Raw genomic sequence first — 16,479 nt, 5'->3', positions numbered from 1 at the left:
AATCAGCCCTTTGTTCCAACGCCCGGCGGATCGTCCGCGATTCGGGCGTATAGGTAATGGTCCTGCCAGATGCCGTTGATCCTGAGATAGGATCGTAGCAGTCCTTCGCGCCGGAATCCGGCTTTTTCAAGCACGCGGATCGACCGGGCGTTGTCGGGAATACAGGCAGCTTCGATCCGGTGCAATCGCAGCGTTTCGAAGGCGAAACGCGTCACCACTCTTACGGCATCGGTCATCAGGCCGCGTCCGCTGAAGCGCTCGCCGATCCAGTAGCCGATATGGCCGCTTTGGGCGACCCCGTGGCGGATATTGCCGAGGGTGATACCGCCGGCCAGCTTGCCGCTGCTTTTCTCGAAGATGAAGAAGGCGATCGCCGTCCCCTGCGCGTAGTCCTCGCGGTAGCGCCCGATACGATGCCGCCACGCCGTGCGGTCGAGTTCGTCAGGGGTCCATCGCGGCTCCCACGGCTCAAGGAAGGCGCGGCTTTCACTGCGCAGCACCGACCACTCGCGATAGTCGTTGGTCAGCGGTACGCGCAGCGTGACAAGCTCGCCCTTCAGTGCCGGCAGGTCGCGGCGAAAGAAAGGGAGCGCGAACACGACGCTCGAGTAGGCTTAGACGGCGAGCTTGCGGGCAGTGGTCTGCGTGCCCGAAAGCGAATCGAGGATCGCCTCATAGGGCGCGAGCGTACCCACCGGCCCGACGGCTGTAAGCGTCGGCTTGGTCGAAAAAAGCCGCGACGACAGGTCCGTCAGCCGCTCGACCGTCAGCGCCGACAGCCGCTCCATCAACTCTTCCTTGGCTATCGGCCTGCCGAACAGAAGCAACTGCCTGGCGATCTGCGAGGCGCGGCTGGCCGGGCTCTCGGCCGACATGATCAGCCCGGCGCGGTACTGCGCACGCGCCCGGTCGAGCTCCTCCTGCAGGATGTTTTCACCGGCCTTTTGCAGCTCGTCGATGATCACAGGCACCAGCTCGGCAATATCGCTTTGTCCGGTCGCCGCATGGACCCCGAAGACGCCGGTGTCGGAAAAACCCCAATGGAAGGCGTAGACCGAATAGCACAGGCCGCGTTTCTCGCGGACTTCCTGGAAAAGCCGCGACGACATGCCGCCGCCCAGGATCATCGACAGGACCTGGGAGGCGTAGAAATCGCGGACGTGATAGGCGCGGCCCTCGAAACCCAGCACGATCTGCGCGTCCATCAGGTCGCGGTCCTCGCGAAAATCGCCGCCGACATACTGCGCATATTGCGGGATGGTGCCGTCGGCCTTGCCGCGGAAGCTGCCGAGACGCTTTTCGACCTCGCGCACGAAATCGTCGTGCTTGATATCGCCGGCCGCCACCATCACCATGTTCTCGGCGCCGTACTGTCGTTCGATGAAGTCGTGCAGCTGCTTCGAAGTGAAGGATTTGACGGTTTCCGGCGTGCCAAGAATCGAGCGGCCGATAGTCTGGTGGCGGAAGGCGGTCTCGGTAAAGTGATCGAAAACGACGTCGTCGGGCGTATCGTGCGCGGCGCCGATCTCCTGCAGAATCACATGCTGCTCTCGTTCCAACTCCTGCGGATCGAATTCGGATTCCTGCAGGATGTCGGAAAGGATATCGACGGCCAGCGGCACGTCGTCGCTCAGAACCCTTGCATAATAGGAGGTCGTCTCGACGCTGGTGGCGGCATTGATCTCGCCGCCGACGTCCTCGATCTCCGAGGCAATCTCGAAGGCGCTTCGCCGACTGGTGCCCTTGAAAGCCATGTGCTCGAGCAAGTGCGCCATTCCGTGCTCTTCGTCACGCTCGTTGCGTGCGCCCGACTTGACCCAGGCGCCAAGGGCAACAGATTCGAGGCTTGGAAGGGTTTCGGTGGCGACTGTCAGGCCGTTCGACAGACGGCTTACCTCAACACCCATATGGCAATTACTCCCTAACGCGCCGCCCGCGTGTGGCGGCCGAGATAATCTTCCACCATTTTCAGGTCGGATGGAAGTACCGTGTATTTTTCCTCGGCACTCATCAACCCGCCTAGCCATGCAGGCAGGGCAGGCGACACGCCGCTGGCGGCTTCGACGGCGGCGGGAAACTTTGCCGGGTGCGCAGTGCCCAGCACCACCATCGGCACCTCACCCGCAGCCTTGCCGGCGGCCACATGCACGGCCGCGGCGGTATGCGGGTCGAGCAGATAGCCGCTCGCCGCAAGTGTGGTGCGGATGGTGGCGGCGACCTCGTCCATGGTGGCGCGGCCGGCGTCGAATTCGGAGCGGATCTTGGCGATTTCGCCGGCCTCGATGGTGAAGGCGCCGGACTGCTTGAGTCCGTTCATGTAGCGCCGCACGGCCGAGGCATCGCGGCCGGACGCTTCGAACAGCAAGCGTTCGAAGTTCGAAGACACCTGGATGTCCATCGAGGGGGACGTGGTCGAAAAGACCCCCTTCATGCGGTATTCGCCGGTTGCCAGCGTGCGCGCCAGAATATCGTTGTCGTTGGTGGCGATGATCAGCCGTTCGATCGGCAGCCCCATCTTCTTGGCGGCATAGCCGGCGAAGATGTCGCCGAAATTGCCGGTCGGCACGGTGAAGGAAACCGGCCTGTCGGGCGCGCCGAGCGACAGCGCGGAGGAGAAATAATAGACGATCTGGGCCATGATGCGGGCCCAGTTGATCGAGTTGACGCCGGACAGCGATACCCGGTCACGAAAACCGTGGTCGTTGAACATGTCCTTTACCAGGCTCTGGCAGTCGTCGAAATTGCCTTCGATCGCCAACGCATGGACGTTTGCGGCGGTCGAGGTCGTCATCTGCCGCTGCTGTACCGGCGAGACGCGGCCGTGCGGGAAAAGCACGAAGATGTCGGTGCGGTTGCGCCCGGCAAAGGCATCGATGGCGGCCCCTCCGGTGTCGCCGGAGGTGGCGCCGACAATGGTGGCGCGCTGGTCACGCTCGGCCAGCACATGGTCCATCAGCCGTGCAAGAAGCTGCATCGCCACGTCCTTGAAAGCGAGCGTCGGGCCGTGGAAGAGCTCGAGCACGAAGCTGTTCGGCCCGGTCTGCACCAGCGGGCAGACGGCCTCATGGCGGAAGGTTGCATAGGCTTCGCGCACCAGCCGTTCGAACACCGGCGCCGCGATCTCGCCGCCGAGGAACGGCGACAGCACGCGGATGGCAAGATCGGGATAGGCAAGGCCGCGCATGGCGCGGATCTCGGCTGCGGAAAAATGCGGCCAGGCGCTCGGCAGGTAGAGCCCGCCGTCGCGCGCCAGTCCGGCCAGCACCGCGTCGGAAAATCCAAGCGCGGGCGCTTCCCCGCGGGTACTCACATATTGCATCGTCAAGTTTCCATTGCTGCCGGGAATTTTCGCCCGCCGCGAGGTGGTGGATTTCTGCGCTGGATCAGTCGCATTTTTGCCGCGCGGTTGATATACGTCACCGGCTTTGCGAGAGGGAAGTGCAGTCCATGGCGTTTCATTCATTCAACGGTCGTTTTGTCGCGGGTGTGGCGCTCACCGGCTTTATGCTTGCCGCCGCAGGTTGCCAATCGAGCGACAATGGAATTCTCGGCTTCGGCAAAAAGGATGCGACACCGCCACCGCCACCCGATCCCAAGGTGCTTTCCAGCCAGCTGCAGGCCTATTGCCCGAAAGTGACGTTGCGTGACGGCACCGCCTTCTTCAATACCTACGCCAAGAGCGGTCCGAAGCCGAAGAAAAAAACCGATGTTGCCGCCGAGGAAGCCGCCCAGCCGGCAGCGGACGCGGCAGGCGTCGATCAGCCGGACGATTCCGCCAAGATCATCTATCAGGCTTCGATCACCGATGTGACCCGCGACTGCAGCCGCGCCAACGGCTCCTTGTCGATGAAGATAGCCGTCGCCGGCAAGGTCGTGCCTGGCCCGATGTTCACCCCCGGGACCATCACCATGCCGATCCGCATCGCGGTGATGCACGGCACCGAAGTTCTCTATTCGCAGCTTCACTCCTATCAGGTCCAGGTTACCGATCCTTCGAGTGCCACGCAGTTCGTCTTCACCGATTCCAACGTCGTCGTTCCGGAGCCGACGGCGAAGGACTACCAGGCATATGCCGGGTATGACGAGGGCGCTCCGAAAGTAGCGACAGACAAGCCGAGGAAGAAGAAAGCCGCCGCGACCAACTAAGCCGCTGCATTCGTGCCACGGCGGTTGGAGGCGGCCTCTCAGGCGTCCGCCGACCATTCCGACAGCGCGGCGATCACGCTTTTCAGCTCCGCCCAGCGGCGGATGACCGTTTCCGCGCCGGCCTCGGTCAGCGCATCGGCGTGGCCGGGATAGCTGTGCGCCGCGCCGGTGAAGCCGATGACGCGCATTCCCGCCGTCTTGGCGCCGGTGACGCCATGCACCGAATCCTCGATGACAAAGGTGTTCGCAGGATCGGCCTTGAGCTTTTCCGCGGCGAACCGAAACACGTCCGGCGCCGGCTTGGTTTTCCCGGTCGGAGTTTCCAGCGAGGAAAAGATACGGCCGGCAAAGAACGGCAAAAGCTGCACCTTCTCCAGCATGAATTCGATCCGCTCCGAGCGCGAATTCGAACAGACGCAGCGCGGCACTGCTACCGCGGCGACAGCCTCGTGCGCCCCGTCGATGGCACGCACGTCGCTGCGCAGCCTACGATCGACCAGCTGTTCCTCCTTGTCGATCAGCGAGGCCTGGAACGGGATCCGGGACTTTTCCTCGACCCGCATCATGATGTCCTTGAAAGTCAACCCGGCATAGACCTCGGAAATCTCCTCGGCCGATATCTCGTAGCCGGCCGAGGTCAACAGCTCGGCATCGATCCGCGCGGCGATGATTTCGGAATCGACGAGCACGCCGTCGCAATCGAAGATGACAAGGTCTGGCTGGGGCATGGTGATCCGGAAAGCGGGATGAAGGGAATGCCGAGGGCTTTTTGGTCCAAACGGCTCAGGCGGCGCGGCATACACCAACAGGCCGGGCTTCGCAAATTCGGCGGGCTGCTTCACTGAATATTTACGCTGATCGGTAACCATAACGGACAGTAAACAGTAACGCGTGCCTTGGGTGTCACAATGTCTGCCGTGCGTCTTCTCGACGAGCTTTCCGATGTTCCCCAGCAATCCGAGTGGCTGGATACGATCCTGAAGGGCGACTGCGTCGCCGCGCTCGAACGGCTGCCGGAAAAGTCGATCGACGTGATCTTCGCCGATCCGCCCTATAATTTGCAGCTCGATGGCGATCTGCACCGGCCCGATCAATCCAAGGTCGATGCCGTCGACGACCATTGGGACCAGTTCGACAGTTTTGAGGCCTACGACGCCTTCACCCGCGCCTGGCTGCTGGCGGCGCGCCGTGTGTTGAAGCCCAACGGCACGATCTGGGTTATCGGCTCCTACCACAATATTTTCAGGGTCGGCGCCAAGATGCAGGACCTGGGCTTCTGGATCCTCAACGACGTCGTCTGGCGCAAGACCAATCCAATGCCGAATTTCCGTGGCCGCCGTTTCCAGAACGCGCATGAGACGATGATCTGGGCATCGCGCGACCAGAAGGGCAAGGGTTACACATTCAACTACGAGGCGCTGAAGGCGTCGAACGACGACGTCCAGATGCGCTCGGACTGGCTGTTTCCGATCTGCACCGGCGGCGAGCGCCTGAAGAACGACAATGGTGACAAATTGCATCCGACGCAGAAGCCGGAAGCGTTGCTTGCCCGCGTCATGACGGCATCGACCAGGCCGGGCGACATCGTGCTCGACCCGTTCTTCGGTTCAGGCACCACCGGGGCTGTGGCCAAGCGGCTTGGCCGCCACTTCGTCGGCATCGAGCGCGAACAAACCTATATCGATGCCGCCATGGAACGTATCGATGCGGTCCGGCCGCTGGAAGGCGCCAATTTGACGGTACTGACCGGCAAGCGCGCCGAGCCGCGCGTCGCCTTCGTCACCCTTCTCGACAATGGCCTGGTGGCGCCAGGCGCCACGCTCTACGACGCCAAGAAGCGCTGGGCGGCAAAAGTGCGCGCCGACGGCACGCTGGCCATCGGCGACAGTGCCGGGTCGATCCACAAGATCGGCGCCGAGGTGCAGGGGCTGGACGCCTGCAACGGATGGACCTTCTGGCATTATGAGCGCAGCGGCGGCCTGACCCCGATCGACGAGCTTCGCCGCATTGCTCGGCTAGGCATGGAGCGGGCGGGCGCCTGACGGCTTCCGAGTTGCGGCAGATCGGTTAATGCGAAGGCTCAACCAACTCCTGGAACCGATTCAAATCACACTTTGATCCCAAGACTCTCAAGGTCCGCCCTGAGCGTCTTTGCATCGGTGAACAGCACCGACTGCCAGCCCGCCGCCTTGGCGCCGTCGACGTTCTTCTGGCTGTCGTCGATGAACAGCGTCGCTGACGGCTCGAGGCTGAACGCGGCGACGTGGTGGTCATAGATGGCGCGATCCGGCTTGATCTGGCGGATGTCGCCGGAAACGGTGACGCCGCGCGGCCGATTGAGGAAATCGAAGCGCTCGCGGGCCTCGGCGAGCGTATCTGCAGCGAAATTGGTGAGCATCGTCACGTCATGGCCGCTGTCGATCAGGCCGATCATGATGGCGACGCTGTCCTCATAGGCGTGAGGCACCATCTCGTGCCAGTGCCGGCGGAAATTGCGGATATTTTCGGCGTGCTCGGGATATTGCGCGATCGCCAGCGCTTCGGCCTCTTCCCAACTGCGGCCGCGATCCTGCTCGATGTTCCAATCATGCGTGCAGACATTGTCGAAGAACCATTTCCGTTCGTCGGGATCGGGGATCAAGCGACTGAAGGGCAGGTCCGGATCATAGTGGATCAGCACTTTGCCGATGTCGAAAACGATGTGGCGGATTTCAGTCATTCTTCTCTCTTTCAACGCGGCCGCTGCTTTTTCGTCGCGCCCGGTATCGCCGCTTCGATTACCTTTTTCATGACGCTCGGCAGCGCTTCCCCGGAAATTTCATGGGCCAGCGACCAGAAATGCCCGACCGGGGCGGCAACGTCGGTCTCCGCCTTGAACACGTCGAGTTCAAGCGCAAAATGGGTAAAGATATGGCCGATGCGTCCGGCCTGCTGCCAGTTGCCGGGGAGCGGGGCCGCCGCTTCCGTGGTAGCGCCGTCTATGCGCGCCGTCCAGCCGGTCGTCGGCACCTCAGTCATGCCGCCGAGCAGGCCTTTGTCCGCGCGCTTGCGCAGAAGGATGGCGCCGTCGCACCTGACGGCAACGAAGGCGGCACCGCGGCGTAAGGGTCTTTCGGCCTTGGGCAGGCGGACCGGAAAGCGTTCGGGGTCGCCCGAGATCGTGGCGCTGCAATTCTCGCGAACGGGGCAGAGCATGCAGCGGGGCCGTCGCGGCGTGCAGATCGTCGCGCCCAGGTCCATCATCGCCTGCGCGAAGTCGCCGGGCCTTGTCGGGGGAACCATGCGTTCGACCTGGCCGCGTATCTCGCCCTTGGCCTCGCCCAGCGGCGTGGCGATCGAAAACAGCCGTGAGACGACCCGTTCGACATTGCCGTCGACGACCGCGGCTGGTCGGTCGAAGGCGATCGCTGCGATCGCCGCCGCCGTATAGGCGCCGATGCCGGGCAGTTCCTTCAAGGCGGACTCGCTGTCCGGAAAGCGGCCGCCTTGCCGCGCGACGAGATCGGCACAGGCTTTGAGGTTACGGGCGCGGGAATAATAGCCGAGCCCGGCCCAGGCCTTCATGACGTCTTCGGTCGGTGCCGCCGCCAGCGCCTGGACCGTTGGCCATTTCTGCACGAACGCCCGAAAATAGGATTTTACCGCCTCGACCGTGGTTTGCTGCAGCATCACCTCGGAAAGCCAGACCAGATAGGGATCGGGCCGCGCCCCGCCCGCCAGCGCGCGCGGTGAAACGCGCCAGGGCAAGTCGCGGTGATGCGCGTCGTACCAGGCAAGCAGCCGGGAGGCGATCTCGACATTGTCTCCGGATACGGCCTTGCGGGTCTGGTCGTGCAGTGCCATTGATCGAGGGTCGGCCCTAATCCATTAGTGCTGAAGCTGGAGAACGCAAATGGCAGGGAAAAGGCCCTTCGGCAATCCCGTTCCGGTGAGCGATCTCGCAACCGAGATCCTCGACCCAGTGCTGCGCAAACGGGCCGGTATGTCGATCGGACTGGTCCAGTCATGGGAAGAAATTGCTGGGCCGCGGCTTGCCGGCCGCTCGCGCCCGGAAAAGATCCAGTGGCCGCGCCGCATGCACGAGGACGATCCTTTCGAACCGGCGGTGCTGGTGGTTGCCTGCGAGGGCGTGGCGGCGCTGCATCTGCAGCACGAGACCGGCGAGATCATCAACCGGGTCAATGCCTTCCTCGGTTTCAATGCGATCGGCCGGATCAGGATCGTGCAGAAGCCGGTAATGGCGGGCAAGGACAAGCCGAAACCCAGTTTGCGGCCATTGACTGCGGCCGAGAAAGCGAAGCTGTCGGGCACCGTTGGTTTGATCGAGGACGGCGGGCTGCGCGCCTCGCTAGAGCGGCTTGGCGCCACCATTCTCGGTCAAAAGAAACCGTGATCTCGCGCTATCGTGATGGTATGCCCGGATTTGGCGATTGGAATAGGGGCGGTAATGCCTTAATTCGCGCCAACTCTCGCTTTTTGTAGACTTTGCATTGCAAAATCCAACTATTGCCAGGTGATTCGTATGATCCGTTCCTTGTCCCGCAGAAACCTTTTGACTTCGCTGGTCGCAATACCAGCGGTGGCGCTGCTTGCCGCCTGCAGCGACTCGGGCGAGAAAGCCGAGGCGCAGGATGTGAAGCCTGCGGCTCCGGAACCTGCGAAGCCGGCCGCTCCGGCCGCTCCGGCCGCCGCGGCGGCGCCGGAGGCTCAGGGCACGGTCGATATGGCAGCACTGCTGAAGCCCGGCGCATTGCCCGACATGCAACTCGGCAAGGACGATGCAAAGGTCACCATAGTCGAATATGCATCGATGACCTGCCCGCATTGCGCGCATTTCGCCGAGACCACTTTTCCGGAGCTGAAGACGAAATATATCGACACCGGCAAGGCCCGTTACATACTGCGCGAGTTTCCGTTCGATCCCAGCGCGGAGGCCGGTTTCATGCTGGCGCGATGCTCCAAGGACAACTATTTCCCGATGGTCGATGTGCTGTTCAGGCAGCAGGCGAACTGGGTTGGTGTGAACAATACCAAGGACGCGCTGCTGCAAATCGCCAAGCTTGCCGGTTTTACACAGGAGTCCTTCGAGGCCTGCTTGACGGACCAGAAACTTCTGGACGATGTGAGATCCGTCCAGAAGCGCGGCGCCGACGAATTCAAGGTCGATTCCACACCGACCTTTTTCATCAACGGAAAGACCTACAAAGGGGCGATGTCGATTGCGGAAATGTCGGCCATCATCGACCCTCTGCTCTGACGTTTCGGCAGCGCCGAAGCGGCGTCGCTTCGGCGTACGCACTTCTTTGTCTTGCCGCGGGGTCTCCTTGCAAAACCGCGGAACAGCGTTGCGAAACTTGGCTATGGGCCGGCGCGAATGAAGTTCTCGCGCCTTCGCCTGCTCGGCTTCAAATCCTTCGTCGAACCCGGCGAGTTCGTCATCGAACGCGGCCTGACCGGCATCGTCGGGCCGAACGGCTGCGGCAAGTCGAACCTGGTCGAGGCGCTGCGCTGGGTTATGGGCGAAAGCTCCTACAAGAACATGCGTGCGTCCGGCATGGACGACGTCATCTTTTCCGGCTCGGGAACGCGTCCGGCCCGCAACACCGCCGAAGTCACGCTGTTCCTCGACAATAGCGACCGCACCGCGCCGTCCGCCTTCAACGACGCCGATGAGTTGCAGGTCTCGCGCCGCATCGAGCGCGAGGCCGGCTCGCTCTACCGCATCAACGGCAAGGAGGCTCGCGCCAAGGACGTGCAGCTGCTGTTCGCCGACCAGTCGACCGGCGCCCGCTCGCCCTCGATGGTCGGCCAGGGCCGCATCGGCGAGCTGATCCAGGCAAAGCCGCAAGCGCGCCGCGCGCTGCTGGAAGAGGCGGCCGGAATTTCCGGCCTGCATACGCGCCGCCACGAAGCCGAGCTGCGGCTGAAGGCGGCGGAACAGAACCTCGAAAGGCTGGACGACGTCGTCGGCGAGCTGGAAAGCCAGATTGAAAGCCTGAAACGCCAGGCTCGCCAGGCCTCGCGCTTCAAGAACCTGTCGGCCGACATCCGCAAGGCCGAAGCGACGCTGCTGCATCTGCGCTGGACGCTGGCCAAGACGCAGGAAGGGGAAGCGCGTTCGGCGCTGGCGATTGCCACCGCGCTGGTCGGCGACCGTGCCGCCGCCCAGATGGCTGCCGCCAGGGAACAAGGTATCAACGCCCACCGGCTGCCGGACTTGCGCGATGCGGAAGCCGCTGCCGCCGCCGCCTTCCAGCGTCTGTCGATCGCCAAGGCGCAGATCGAGGAAGAGGCGGGCCGCATCCGCGCCCGCCAGGCAGAGCTCGACCGCCGACTGCAACAGCTCGATGGCGACCTTGCCCGTGAGGAGCGCATGGTCCGCGATAATGCGGATATCCTCGAACGCCTCGCCGCCGAAGAAGCCGCGCTCAATGCCGAAAACGCCGGCGCCGCCGAGCGCGAGGCCAGCACCCGCGCGGCTTTCGAGCAGGCGGCATCGACGCTTGCCTCGAGCGAGGTCAGGCTCGCCGCGCTGACCGCCGAACGGGCGGAGGCTGCCGCCTCGCGCAACCAGATCGAACGGACGCTGCGCGACACCGCTGAGCGCCGCGACCGCTTTGCCCGCCAGCTTGCCGATGTCGACCGCGAACTGTCGGAGATCGTCTCCAGGGTCGCCGGCCTGCCCGATCCCGCCGAGAAGCGGCTACTGGTCGATCAGGCGCTGGCGCTGCTCGAAAAGGCCGAGGCAGCCGCCATTGCCGCCGAACAGGCGGTCGCCGAGGCGCGTGCAGACGAAAGTGCTGCCCGCCCACCGGTTCAGGACACAAAGGCCGAGCTGGCGCGGATCGAAACCGAGGCCCGCACGCTGGCCAAGATCCTCAACGCCGCCAGCGGCGATCTATTTCCCTCGGTGCTGGAGCAGATCAGCGTCGAGCGTGGCTACGAGACGGCGCTGGGTGCCGCGCTTGGCGAAGATCTCGACGTGCCGCTCGACCGCAGTGCGCCGGTGCATTGGGGCCAGAGCGAAATCCAGCCTGCCGACGCCGCATTGCCCGAAGGCATAAGGAGCCTCGCCAGCGTTGTGCGTGCGCCGGCACAGCTGGCCCGCAGGCTGGCCCAGATCGGCATTGTCGAAGCCGCCGACGGAAGACGGCTGCAGACGCTGCTTGCTCCCGGTCAACGGCTGGTCAGCCGCGAAGGCGCGCTCTGGCGTTGGGACGGCTTCACCGCCAGCGCCGATGCCCCGACCGCCGCCGCGCAGCGGCTGGCGCAGAAAAACCGGCTGGCCGAGCTCGATGCCGAAGTAGTCCATGCCACGCGCGCCCTGCGCGAAGCTGAACAAGCCCTTGCCCGGGCCGAACAGGCGCGTGCCCAGGCGAGCGAGGCCGAACGCAACGCCCGACAGGCCGGACGCGATGCCCAGCACGGGCTCGATGCTGCCCGCAATACGCTGGCCGAGGCCGAAAGAGCCGGCGGCGAGCTGTCGAGCCGGCGTGCAGCACTTGACGAGGCGCGCGCACGCATTGTCGACAGCCATGAGGAAACGGCGGCGGCATTCGTCGAGGCGGAAATGCTGCTGCAGGACGCGCCCGATCTCGGCGATCTGCAATTGCAGCTCGAGCAGTCGGCGGCCAACGTCGCCCGCGACCGCGCCGCCCTTGCCGATGCGCGTGCCGTTCACGAGGGCCTGAGGCGGGAAGCCGAGGCACGTGCGCGTCGGCTCGATGCCATCGGCGCGGAACGGTGCAACTGGGTGGAGCGAGCCGAAAACGCCTCGACACAGATCGCGGCGCTCGGCGAACGCAAGGCGGAGGCCGAGGCCGAGCGCGAGCAACTGGCCGACGCCCCCGACGAGATCGACGCCAAGCGGCGCGCCCTGCTGTCGCAACTCGCCGAGGCCGAAAGCCTGCGCAAGGCGGCGGGCGACCGCTTGCAGGAAGCGGAGAACCGCCAGTCCGAGCTGGACAAGGCTGCGACTGCTGCCATCCAGTCGCTGGCCGAGGCGCGCGAATCCCGCGTTCGCGCCGAAGAGCGGCTGACCGCCGCCGACGAGCGTCGGCTGGAAGTCGAGGCGCGCATCCAGGAAACGCTGAACACGCCGCCGCATCTGGTTATCCGCCACACCGGCCTCGAACCCGACAGCCCGATGCCCGAAATGGCCGAGATCGAGCGTCAGCTCGACCGGCTGAAGGTCGAACGCGAACGGCTCGGGGCCGTCAATCTGCGCGCCGAGGAGGAGCAGAAGGAACTGTCGGACCGGCTGGAGACCATCGTCTCCGAGCGCGACGACATCATCGAGGCGATCCGGAAGCTGCGACAGGCGATCCATAGCCTGAACCGCGAAGGCCGCGAGCGGCTGCTCGCCGCCTTCGAGGTGGTCAACGGCCATTTTCAACGGCTGTTTTCGCATCTGTTCGGCGGCGGCACCGCCGAGCTGCAACTGATCGAGTCCGACGATCCGCTCGAAGCGGGGCTCGAGATCCTGGCGCGTCCGCCCGGCAAGAAGCCGCAGACGATGACGCTGCTGTCCGGCGGCGAGCAGGCGTTGACGGCGATGTCGCTGATCTTCGCCGTGTTCCTGACCAACCCGGCGCCGATCTGCGTGCTCGACGAAGTCGACGCGCCGCTCGATGACCACAATGTCGAGCGTTTCTGCAATCTGATGGACGAAATGGCCGCAACCACCGAAACGCGCTTCGTCATCATCACACACAACCCGATCACCATGGCGCGCATGGACCGGCTGTTTGGGGTGACCATGGCCGAGCAAGGCGTCAGCCAACTGGTGTCGGTTGACCTGCAGGCGGCCGAAGCCATGCGCGAGGCAAGCTGACGCATCAGCTTAATGGTGGTCTCCACCTCGGCTTTCGACTATAGCACGACAAAATGGGCCGGATCTGCCGCTCCAGATACCGGCCCGGCTATGCGCGTGGAGAAGCTTGTTGCCTATACTTGTCACCGGAGCCGCGGGGTTCATTGGCAGCCACGTTTGCCACCATCTGCTCGACCGGGGAGAAGCGGTCGTCGGCGTCGACAACATGAACGACTATTACGACCTGGCGCTCAAAAAGGGGCGGCTTGCCGGCCTTCTGCCCCATAAGGATTTTTCGTTCCACCAGATCGATATTGCCGAACAGGGCGCGCTTGCAGCCGCTTTGGCCGGGCAAGGCATCGTTAGGATCGTGCACCTTGCCGCGCAGGCGGGCGTGCGCCACTCACTCGACAATCCGCGGCTCTATATCCGCTCCAATGTCATGGGCCACCTCGAAGTGCTCGAATTCTGTCGCGCCGAACCGGCATTCGAGCATCTGGTCTATGCCTCGTCGAGCTCGGTGTATGGCGGCAACCGCAGCGTGCCGTTCAGCGAAGCCGATCAGGTCGACAAGCCCGTTTCGCTTTACGCCGCCACCAAGAAAACCGATGAGTTGATGAGCCACACCTACGCCCATCTGTTCGGCATACCGCAGACCGGCCTGCGGTTTTTCACGGTCTACGGTCCCTGGGGCCGTCCCGACATGGCCTATTGGATGTTCACCCAGGCGATGCTCAAGGGCAAGCCGATCCGGGTCTTCAACAATGGCGAAATGTGGCGCGATTTCACCTACATAGACGATGTTGTGAAGGCGGTTGTCGCCGTGCTCGACAAGCCGCCGGCGGCTGACGTTCCGCCGAACAGGCTCTACAATGTCGGCAACAACCGGCCGGTGCGTCTGGGCGACTTCATCGACATTCTGGAAAGGCTGCTCAAGGTCAAGGCAATCCGCCACAACGAGCCGATGCAGGCGAGCGACGTCGAGAAGACCTACGCCGACATGACCGCGCTGGAGCGGGATTTCGGCTTCAGGCCTAGCGTTTCGATAGAGGACGGGCTGAAGAAGTTTGTCGACTGGTACCGGCCGTACTCGAAGCAGTGATTTGCACCGCTCGCCGTGATGCCTTCAAGCTGACATCTGAAGTGGGGCGCAAGTCGGTCCGCAAAAAGCATCATTTTGTCCTAACATCCTGTTAACCACATGCTCGCTGAAACGTATCCGATTAACCTTTGAGGCGCTTATGACCGCTATGTTTCGTGGCTTGCTGTTCAGTATGAGCTGGGTGGATGTGCGGATTCGGGGGCTATTTCGGTTCAGTCCGGGATGCGGAAGCTTTGCTTGCGCGCATGACGTCTGCGATCGCCCATCGCGGGCCGGATGAACAAGGGAAATTCGTAGCGCCCGAGGCTGGACTTGGGCATGCGCGGCTGTCGGTGATTGGGATTGGTGATGGCCAGCAGCCGATGTCCGACGAAACCGGCGATTTGACGGTTGCGTTCAACGGCGAGATCTTCAACTACGTGGAATTGCGCGAAGGGCTGCTGGCCAAGGGCCGACGCTTCCGCACGTCGAGCGACACAGAGGTTCTCCTGCAGCTGTATGACGAGATGGGCGAAGACTGTCTGTCGCTCCTGAACGGTGATTTCGCCTTCGCGATTTGGGATAACCGGCGGCGGCGGATGGTGCTTGCAAGAGACCGCATGGGTGTTCGGCCGCTGTTCTACACCAGCAAGGACGGGGTGCTCTACTTTGCGTCGGAGATAAAGGCCCTGCTGACGGTACCCGGCGTCTCGGCCGAAATCGATCCAATTGCACTCGACCAGATCTTTACGCTGTGGGCGCCGATCGCTCCACGCACGGCTTTCCGCAACATCCACGAGCTGGAGCCGGCAAGCGTGATGATCGCGACACAGGGGCAAGTCACGGTCAAACCATATTGGCACCTAGACTACCCGTATCCGGATAGGCCATCGAAGATCACCAATGAGGACGACGCGGCCGAGGAACTGCAGGCCCTGTTGACCGACGCGGTGAGGCTTCGGATGCGCGCCGACGTGCCGGTCGGTTCTTACCTTTCGGGCGGGCTCGATTCATCCCTCGTTTCGGCACTCGCGGCCGGCATGACTCCTCTTAAGCTGCAGACATTTTCCGTGACGTTCGACAGCGGCGAGCATGACGAAAGCGCCTTCCAGACCGAAATGGCGTCAGCACTTGGCACACGCCATCGAACCATTGCGTGTCGTGCCGGCGATATCGCCGGTGCGTTTCCCGAAGTCATCCGCTTTACCGAGCGGCCGATCATCCGCACGGCCCCAGCCCCCCTCTATCAACTGTCCGGCCTCGTTCGCCAGGCCGGTTTGAAAGTAGTGCTGACAGGCGAAGGCGCCGACGAGGTCTTTGCCGGCTATGATGTCTTCAAGGAAGCGCGGGTTCGCCGTTTCTGCGCGCGACAGCCGGCATCGCGCATAAGGCCACAACTGTTCCGCAAGCTTTATCCCTATCTGCCGGGCCTGCAACAGCAGTCCGTGGAGTACCTGGCTGCGTTCTTCGGAACCGGCAGCGCTGCCCTGGACGATCCGCTGTTCTCGCATCGGCCGCGTTTCAAGACCACATCAGCGGCGAAGATGTTCTTTTCCGGTGACCTGCGCGCGACATTGAAGGGGTATGACGCAGCCGAGGACCTGGCCAGCCGGTTGCCTGAGGCGTTTTCCCGGTGGCATCCGCTGCATCAGGCGCAATATCTAGAAACCCGCTTCCTCCTGCCGGGCTACATCCTCTCCAGCCAGGGCGATCGCATGGCCATGGCGCACGGTATCGAAGGGCGGTTCCCCTTCCTTGACCATCGCTTGGTGGAGTTTGCGGCAAGACTTCCGCCGGAGATGAAGCTGAAGGGACTGGTGGAAAAACACATATTGCGCAAAGCTGCCAAGCACCTGCTTCCGACGGCCATCCGCGAGCGCACCAAACAGCCTTACCGGGCGCCGGAAGCCCGCTCCTTCGTGGGAGCCGGAGAATTGGACTACGTACGCGACTCGCTGAGCGAGGCGAGTATCGCCTCCGGAGGACTATTCAACGCCAAGGCGGTGGCGAACCTGCACGAGAAATGCCGCTTGCAGCCAGCGTCCGGATTCCGCGACAATGCGGCTTTCGTCGGCATTTTGTCGGCGCAACTGTGGCAGAAGATTTTCACCGGCGAAAAGGTCGGTGAAGCACGAGCGGCCTGAGAAATCGAGGGAATGAAAAATCATGGTAGCAATCAAGGACAAGGTCAAAACCTTTATCGTCGACAACTTCCTGTTCGGCGACACGTCCTACGAGCTTGCAGACACCGCATCACTGATCGAGAACGGCATCATCGACTCGACGGCCGTGTTGGAGCTAGTGGCATTCATAGAGGATGATTTTGGCATAGCGATGGTCGATGCCGACATCGTACCGGCCAATCTGGATTCGATTGACCGTATCTCAGCCTTCGTCAAGGCAAAAGCAGAAGCGCTGGCAGCATAGGCGCCATCGGTGA

Annotated in this window: 14 protein-coding genes; 8 read left to right on the top strand and 6 right to left on the bottom strand. The window is 63.1% G+C overall.

Annotated elements, in window-relative coordinates; translation table 11 throughout:
* Nucleotides 1-2: 2 nt before the first annotated feature.
* Genes NKJ81_RS07650 through thrC form a run of 3 tightly spaced genes read right to left on the bottom strand, consistent with a single transcriptional unit; the run spans nt 3 to nt 3,319 of the window.
* Nucleotides 3-599: a GNAT family N-acetyltransferase gene (locus NKJ81_RS07650; protein ID WP_352470647.1), complete on the bottom strand. Its 597-nt coding sequence runs from the start codon at nt 597-599 to the stop codon at nt 3-5.
* 15 nt (nt 600-614) lie between these two features.
* Nucleotides 615-1,907, bottom strand: coding sequence for a M16 family metallopeptidase (locus tag NKJ81_RS07645; protein WP_352470646.1), 1,293 nt, complete (start codon nt 1,905-1,907; stop codon nt 615-617).
* 14 nt (nt 1,908-1,921) lie between these two features.
* Nucleotides 1,922-3,319: a threonine synthase gene (thrC, locus tag NKJ81_RS07640; RefSeq protein ID WP_352540097.1), complete on the bottom strand. Its 1,398-nt coding sequence runs from the start codon at nt 3,317-3,319 to the stop codon at nt 1,922-1,924.
* Nucleotides 3,320-3,447: 128 nt separating this feature from the next.
* Here thrC and NKJ81_RS07635 point away from each other — a divergent pair, with 128 nt between their 5' ends.
* Nucleotides 3,448-4,146 carry a hypothetical protein gene (locus NKJ81_RS07635; protein ID WP_352540096.1) on the top strand — a complete coding sequence of 233 codons (699 nt, stop codon included), beginning with the start codon at nt 3,448-3,450 and terminating at the stop codon, nt 4,144-4,146.
* A 38-nt stretch (nt 4,147-4,184) separates the two neighbouring features.
* On the opposite strand, the gene NKJ81_RS07630 is transcribed toward NKJ81_RS07635, so the two are convergent.
* Nucleotides 4,185-4,874, bottom strand: a complete 690-nt coding sequence (locus tag NKJ81_RS07630; protein ID WP_254818468.1) for an HAD family hydrolase — start codon at nt 4,872-4,874, stop codon at nt 4,185-4,187.
* Nucleotides 4,875-5,054: 180 nt separating this feature from the next.
* Between NKJ81_RS07630 and NKJ81_RS07625 the strand changes: the two genes are divergently transcribed.
* The gene (locus tag NKJ81_RS07625; protein WP_352470643.1) at nt 5,055-6,188 is read left to right on the top strand and encodes a site-specific DNA-methyltransferase; all 1,134 of its coding nucleotides are present in this window, start codon (nt 5,055-5,057) and stop codon (nt 6,186-6,188) included.
* A 65-nt stretch (nt 6,189-6,253) separates the two neighbouring features.
* On the opposite strand, the gene NKJ81_RS07620 is transcribed toward NKJ81_RS07625, so the two are convergent.
* Both NKJ81_RS07620 and mutY read right to left on the bottom strand, forming a co-directional pair.
* Nucleotides 6,254-6,865, bottom strand: a complete 612-nt coding sequence (locus NKJ81_RS07620) for an HAD family hydrolase (protein ID WP_352470642.1) — start codon at nt 6,863-6,865, stop codon at nt 6,254-6,256.
* Nucleotides 6,866-6,876: 11 nt separating this feature from the next.
* Complete coding sequence (mutY, locus tag NKJ81_RS07615) at nt 6,877-7,989, bottom strand: A/G-specific adenine glycosylase (RefSeq protein ID WP_352470641.1); 1,113 nt, start codon at nt 7,987-7,989, stop codon at nt 6,877-6,879.
* A 49-nt stretch (nt 7,990-8,038) separates the two neighbouring features.
* Here mutY and NKJ81_RS07610 point away from each other — a divergent pair, with 49 nt between their 5' ends.
* The 6 genes from NKJ81_RS07610 (at nt 8,039) to NKJ81_RS07585 (ending at nt 16,466) form a co-directional block, all read left to right on the top strand.
* The gene (locus tag NKJ81_RS07610) at nt 8,039-8,539 is read left to right on the top strand and encodes a DUF721 domain-containing protein (RefSeq protein ID WP_352470640.1); all 501 of its coding nucleotides are present in this window, start codon (nt 8,039-8,041) and stop codon (nt 8,537-8,539) included.
* A 129-nt stretch (nt 8,540-8,668) separates the two neighbouring features.
* A complete protein-coding gene (locus tag NKJ81_RS07605) occupies nt 8,669-9,403 on the top strand; it encodes a DsbA family protein (RefSeq protein WP_352470639.1) in 735 nt (244 codons plus the stop codon).
* Nucleotides 9,404-9,520: 117 nt separating this feature from the next.
* Nucleotides 9,521-12,979, top strand: coding sequence for a chromosome segregation protein SMC (gene smc, locus NKJ81_RS07600; protein WP_352470638.1), 3,459 nt, complete (start codon nt 9,521-9,523; stop codon nt 12,977-12,979).
* 109 nt (nt 12,980-13,088) lie between these two features.
* Nucleotides 13,089-14,060, top strand: a complete 972-nt coding sequence (locus NKJ81_RS07595; RefSeq protein WP_352470637.1) for an NAD-dependent epimerase/dehydratase family protein — start codon at nt 13,089-13,091, stop codon at nt 14,058-14,060.
* Between the two features lie 185 nt (nt 14,061-14,245).
* A complete protein-coding gene (gene asnB, locus NKJ81_RS07590) occupies nt 14,246-16,183 on the top strand; it encodes an asparagine synthase (glutamine-hydrolyzing) (RefSeq protein ID WP_352470636.1) in 1,938 nt (645 codons plus the stop codon).
* Between the two features lie 19 nt (nt 16,184-16,202).
* Complete coding sequence (locus tag NKJ81_RS07585; RefSeq protein ID WP_352470706.1) at nt 16,203-16,466, top strand: acyl carrier protein; 264 nt, start codon at nt 16,203-16,205, stop codon at nt 16,464-16,466.
* Nucleotides 16,467-16,479: the final 13 nt, after the last annotated feature.

It is taken from the genome of Mesorhizobium sp. M0018 (genome assembly GCF_040323955.1).
GTDB lineage: Bacteria > Pseudomonadota > Alphaproteobacteria > Rhizobiales > Rhizobiaceae > Mesorhizobium.
Note: the sequence above shows the minus strand (reverse complement) of the source record. Positions and strands in the feature narration are given on the sequence as shown.

Excerpts from the sequence above, each read along its gene's own strand:
- NKJ81_RS07605 (WP_352470639.1), top strand. The coding sequence starts at position 8,669 with ATGATCCGTTCCTTGTCCCGCAGAAACCTTTTGACTTCGCTGGTCGCA.
- NKJ81_RS07645 (WP_352470646.1), bottom strand. The coding sequence starts at position 1,907 with ATGGGTGTTGAGGTAAGCCGTCTGTCGAACGGCCTGACAGTCGCCACC.
- asnB (WP_352470636.1), top strand. The coding sequence starts at position 14,246 with ATGTGCGGATTCGGGGGCTATTTCGGTTCAGTCCGGGATGCGGAAGCT.
- mutY (WP_352470641.1), bottom strand. The coding sequence starts at position 7,989 with ATGGCACTGCACGACCAGACCCGCAAGGCCGTATCCGGAGACAATGTC.
- smc (WP_352470638.1), top strand. The coding sequence starts at position 9,521 with ATGAAGTTCTCGCGCCTTCGCCTGCTCGGCTTCAAATCCTTCGTCGAA.
- NKJ81_RS07620 (WP_352470642.1), bottom strand. The coding sequence starts at position 6,865 with ATGACTGAAATCCGCCACATCGTTTTCGACATCGGCAAAGTGCTGATC.
- NKJ81_RS07610 (WP_352470640.1), top strand. The coding sequence starts at position 8,039 with ATGGCAGGGAAAAGGCCCTTCGGCAATCCCGTTCCGGTGAGCGATCTC.
- thrC (WP_352540097.1), bottom strand. The coding sequence starts at position 3,319 with ATGCAATATGTGAGTACCCGCGGGGAAGCGCCCGCGCTTGGATTTTCC.
- NKJ81_RS07630 (WP_254818468.1), bottom strand. The coding sequence starts at position 4,874 with ATGCCCCAGCCAGACCTTGTCATCTTCGATTGCGACGGCGTGCTCGTC.
- NKJ81_RS07635 (WP_352540096.1), top strand. The coding sequence starts at position 3,448 with ATGGCGTTTCATTCATTCAACGGTCGTTTTGTCGCGGGTGTGGCGCTC.
- NKJ81_RS07625 (WP_352470643.1), top strand. The coding sequence starts at position 5,055 with ATGTCTGCCGTGCGTCTTCTCGACGAGCTTTCCGATGTTCCCCAGCAA.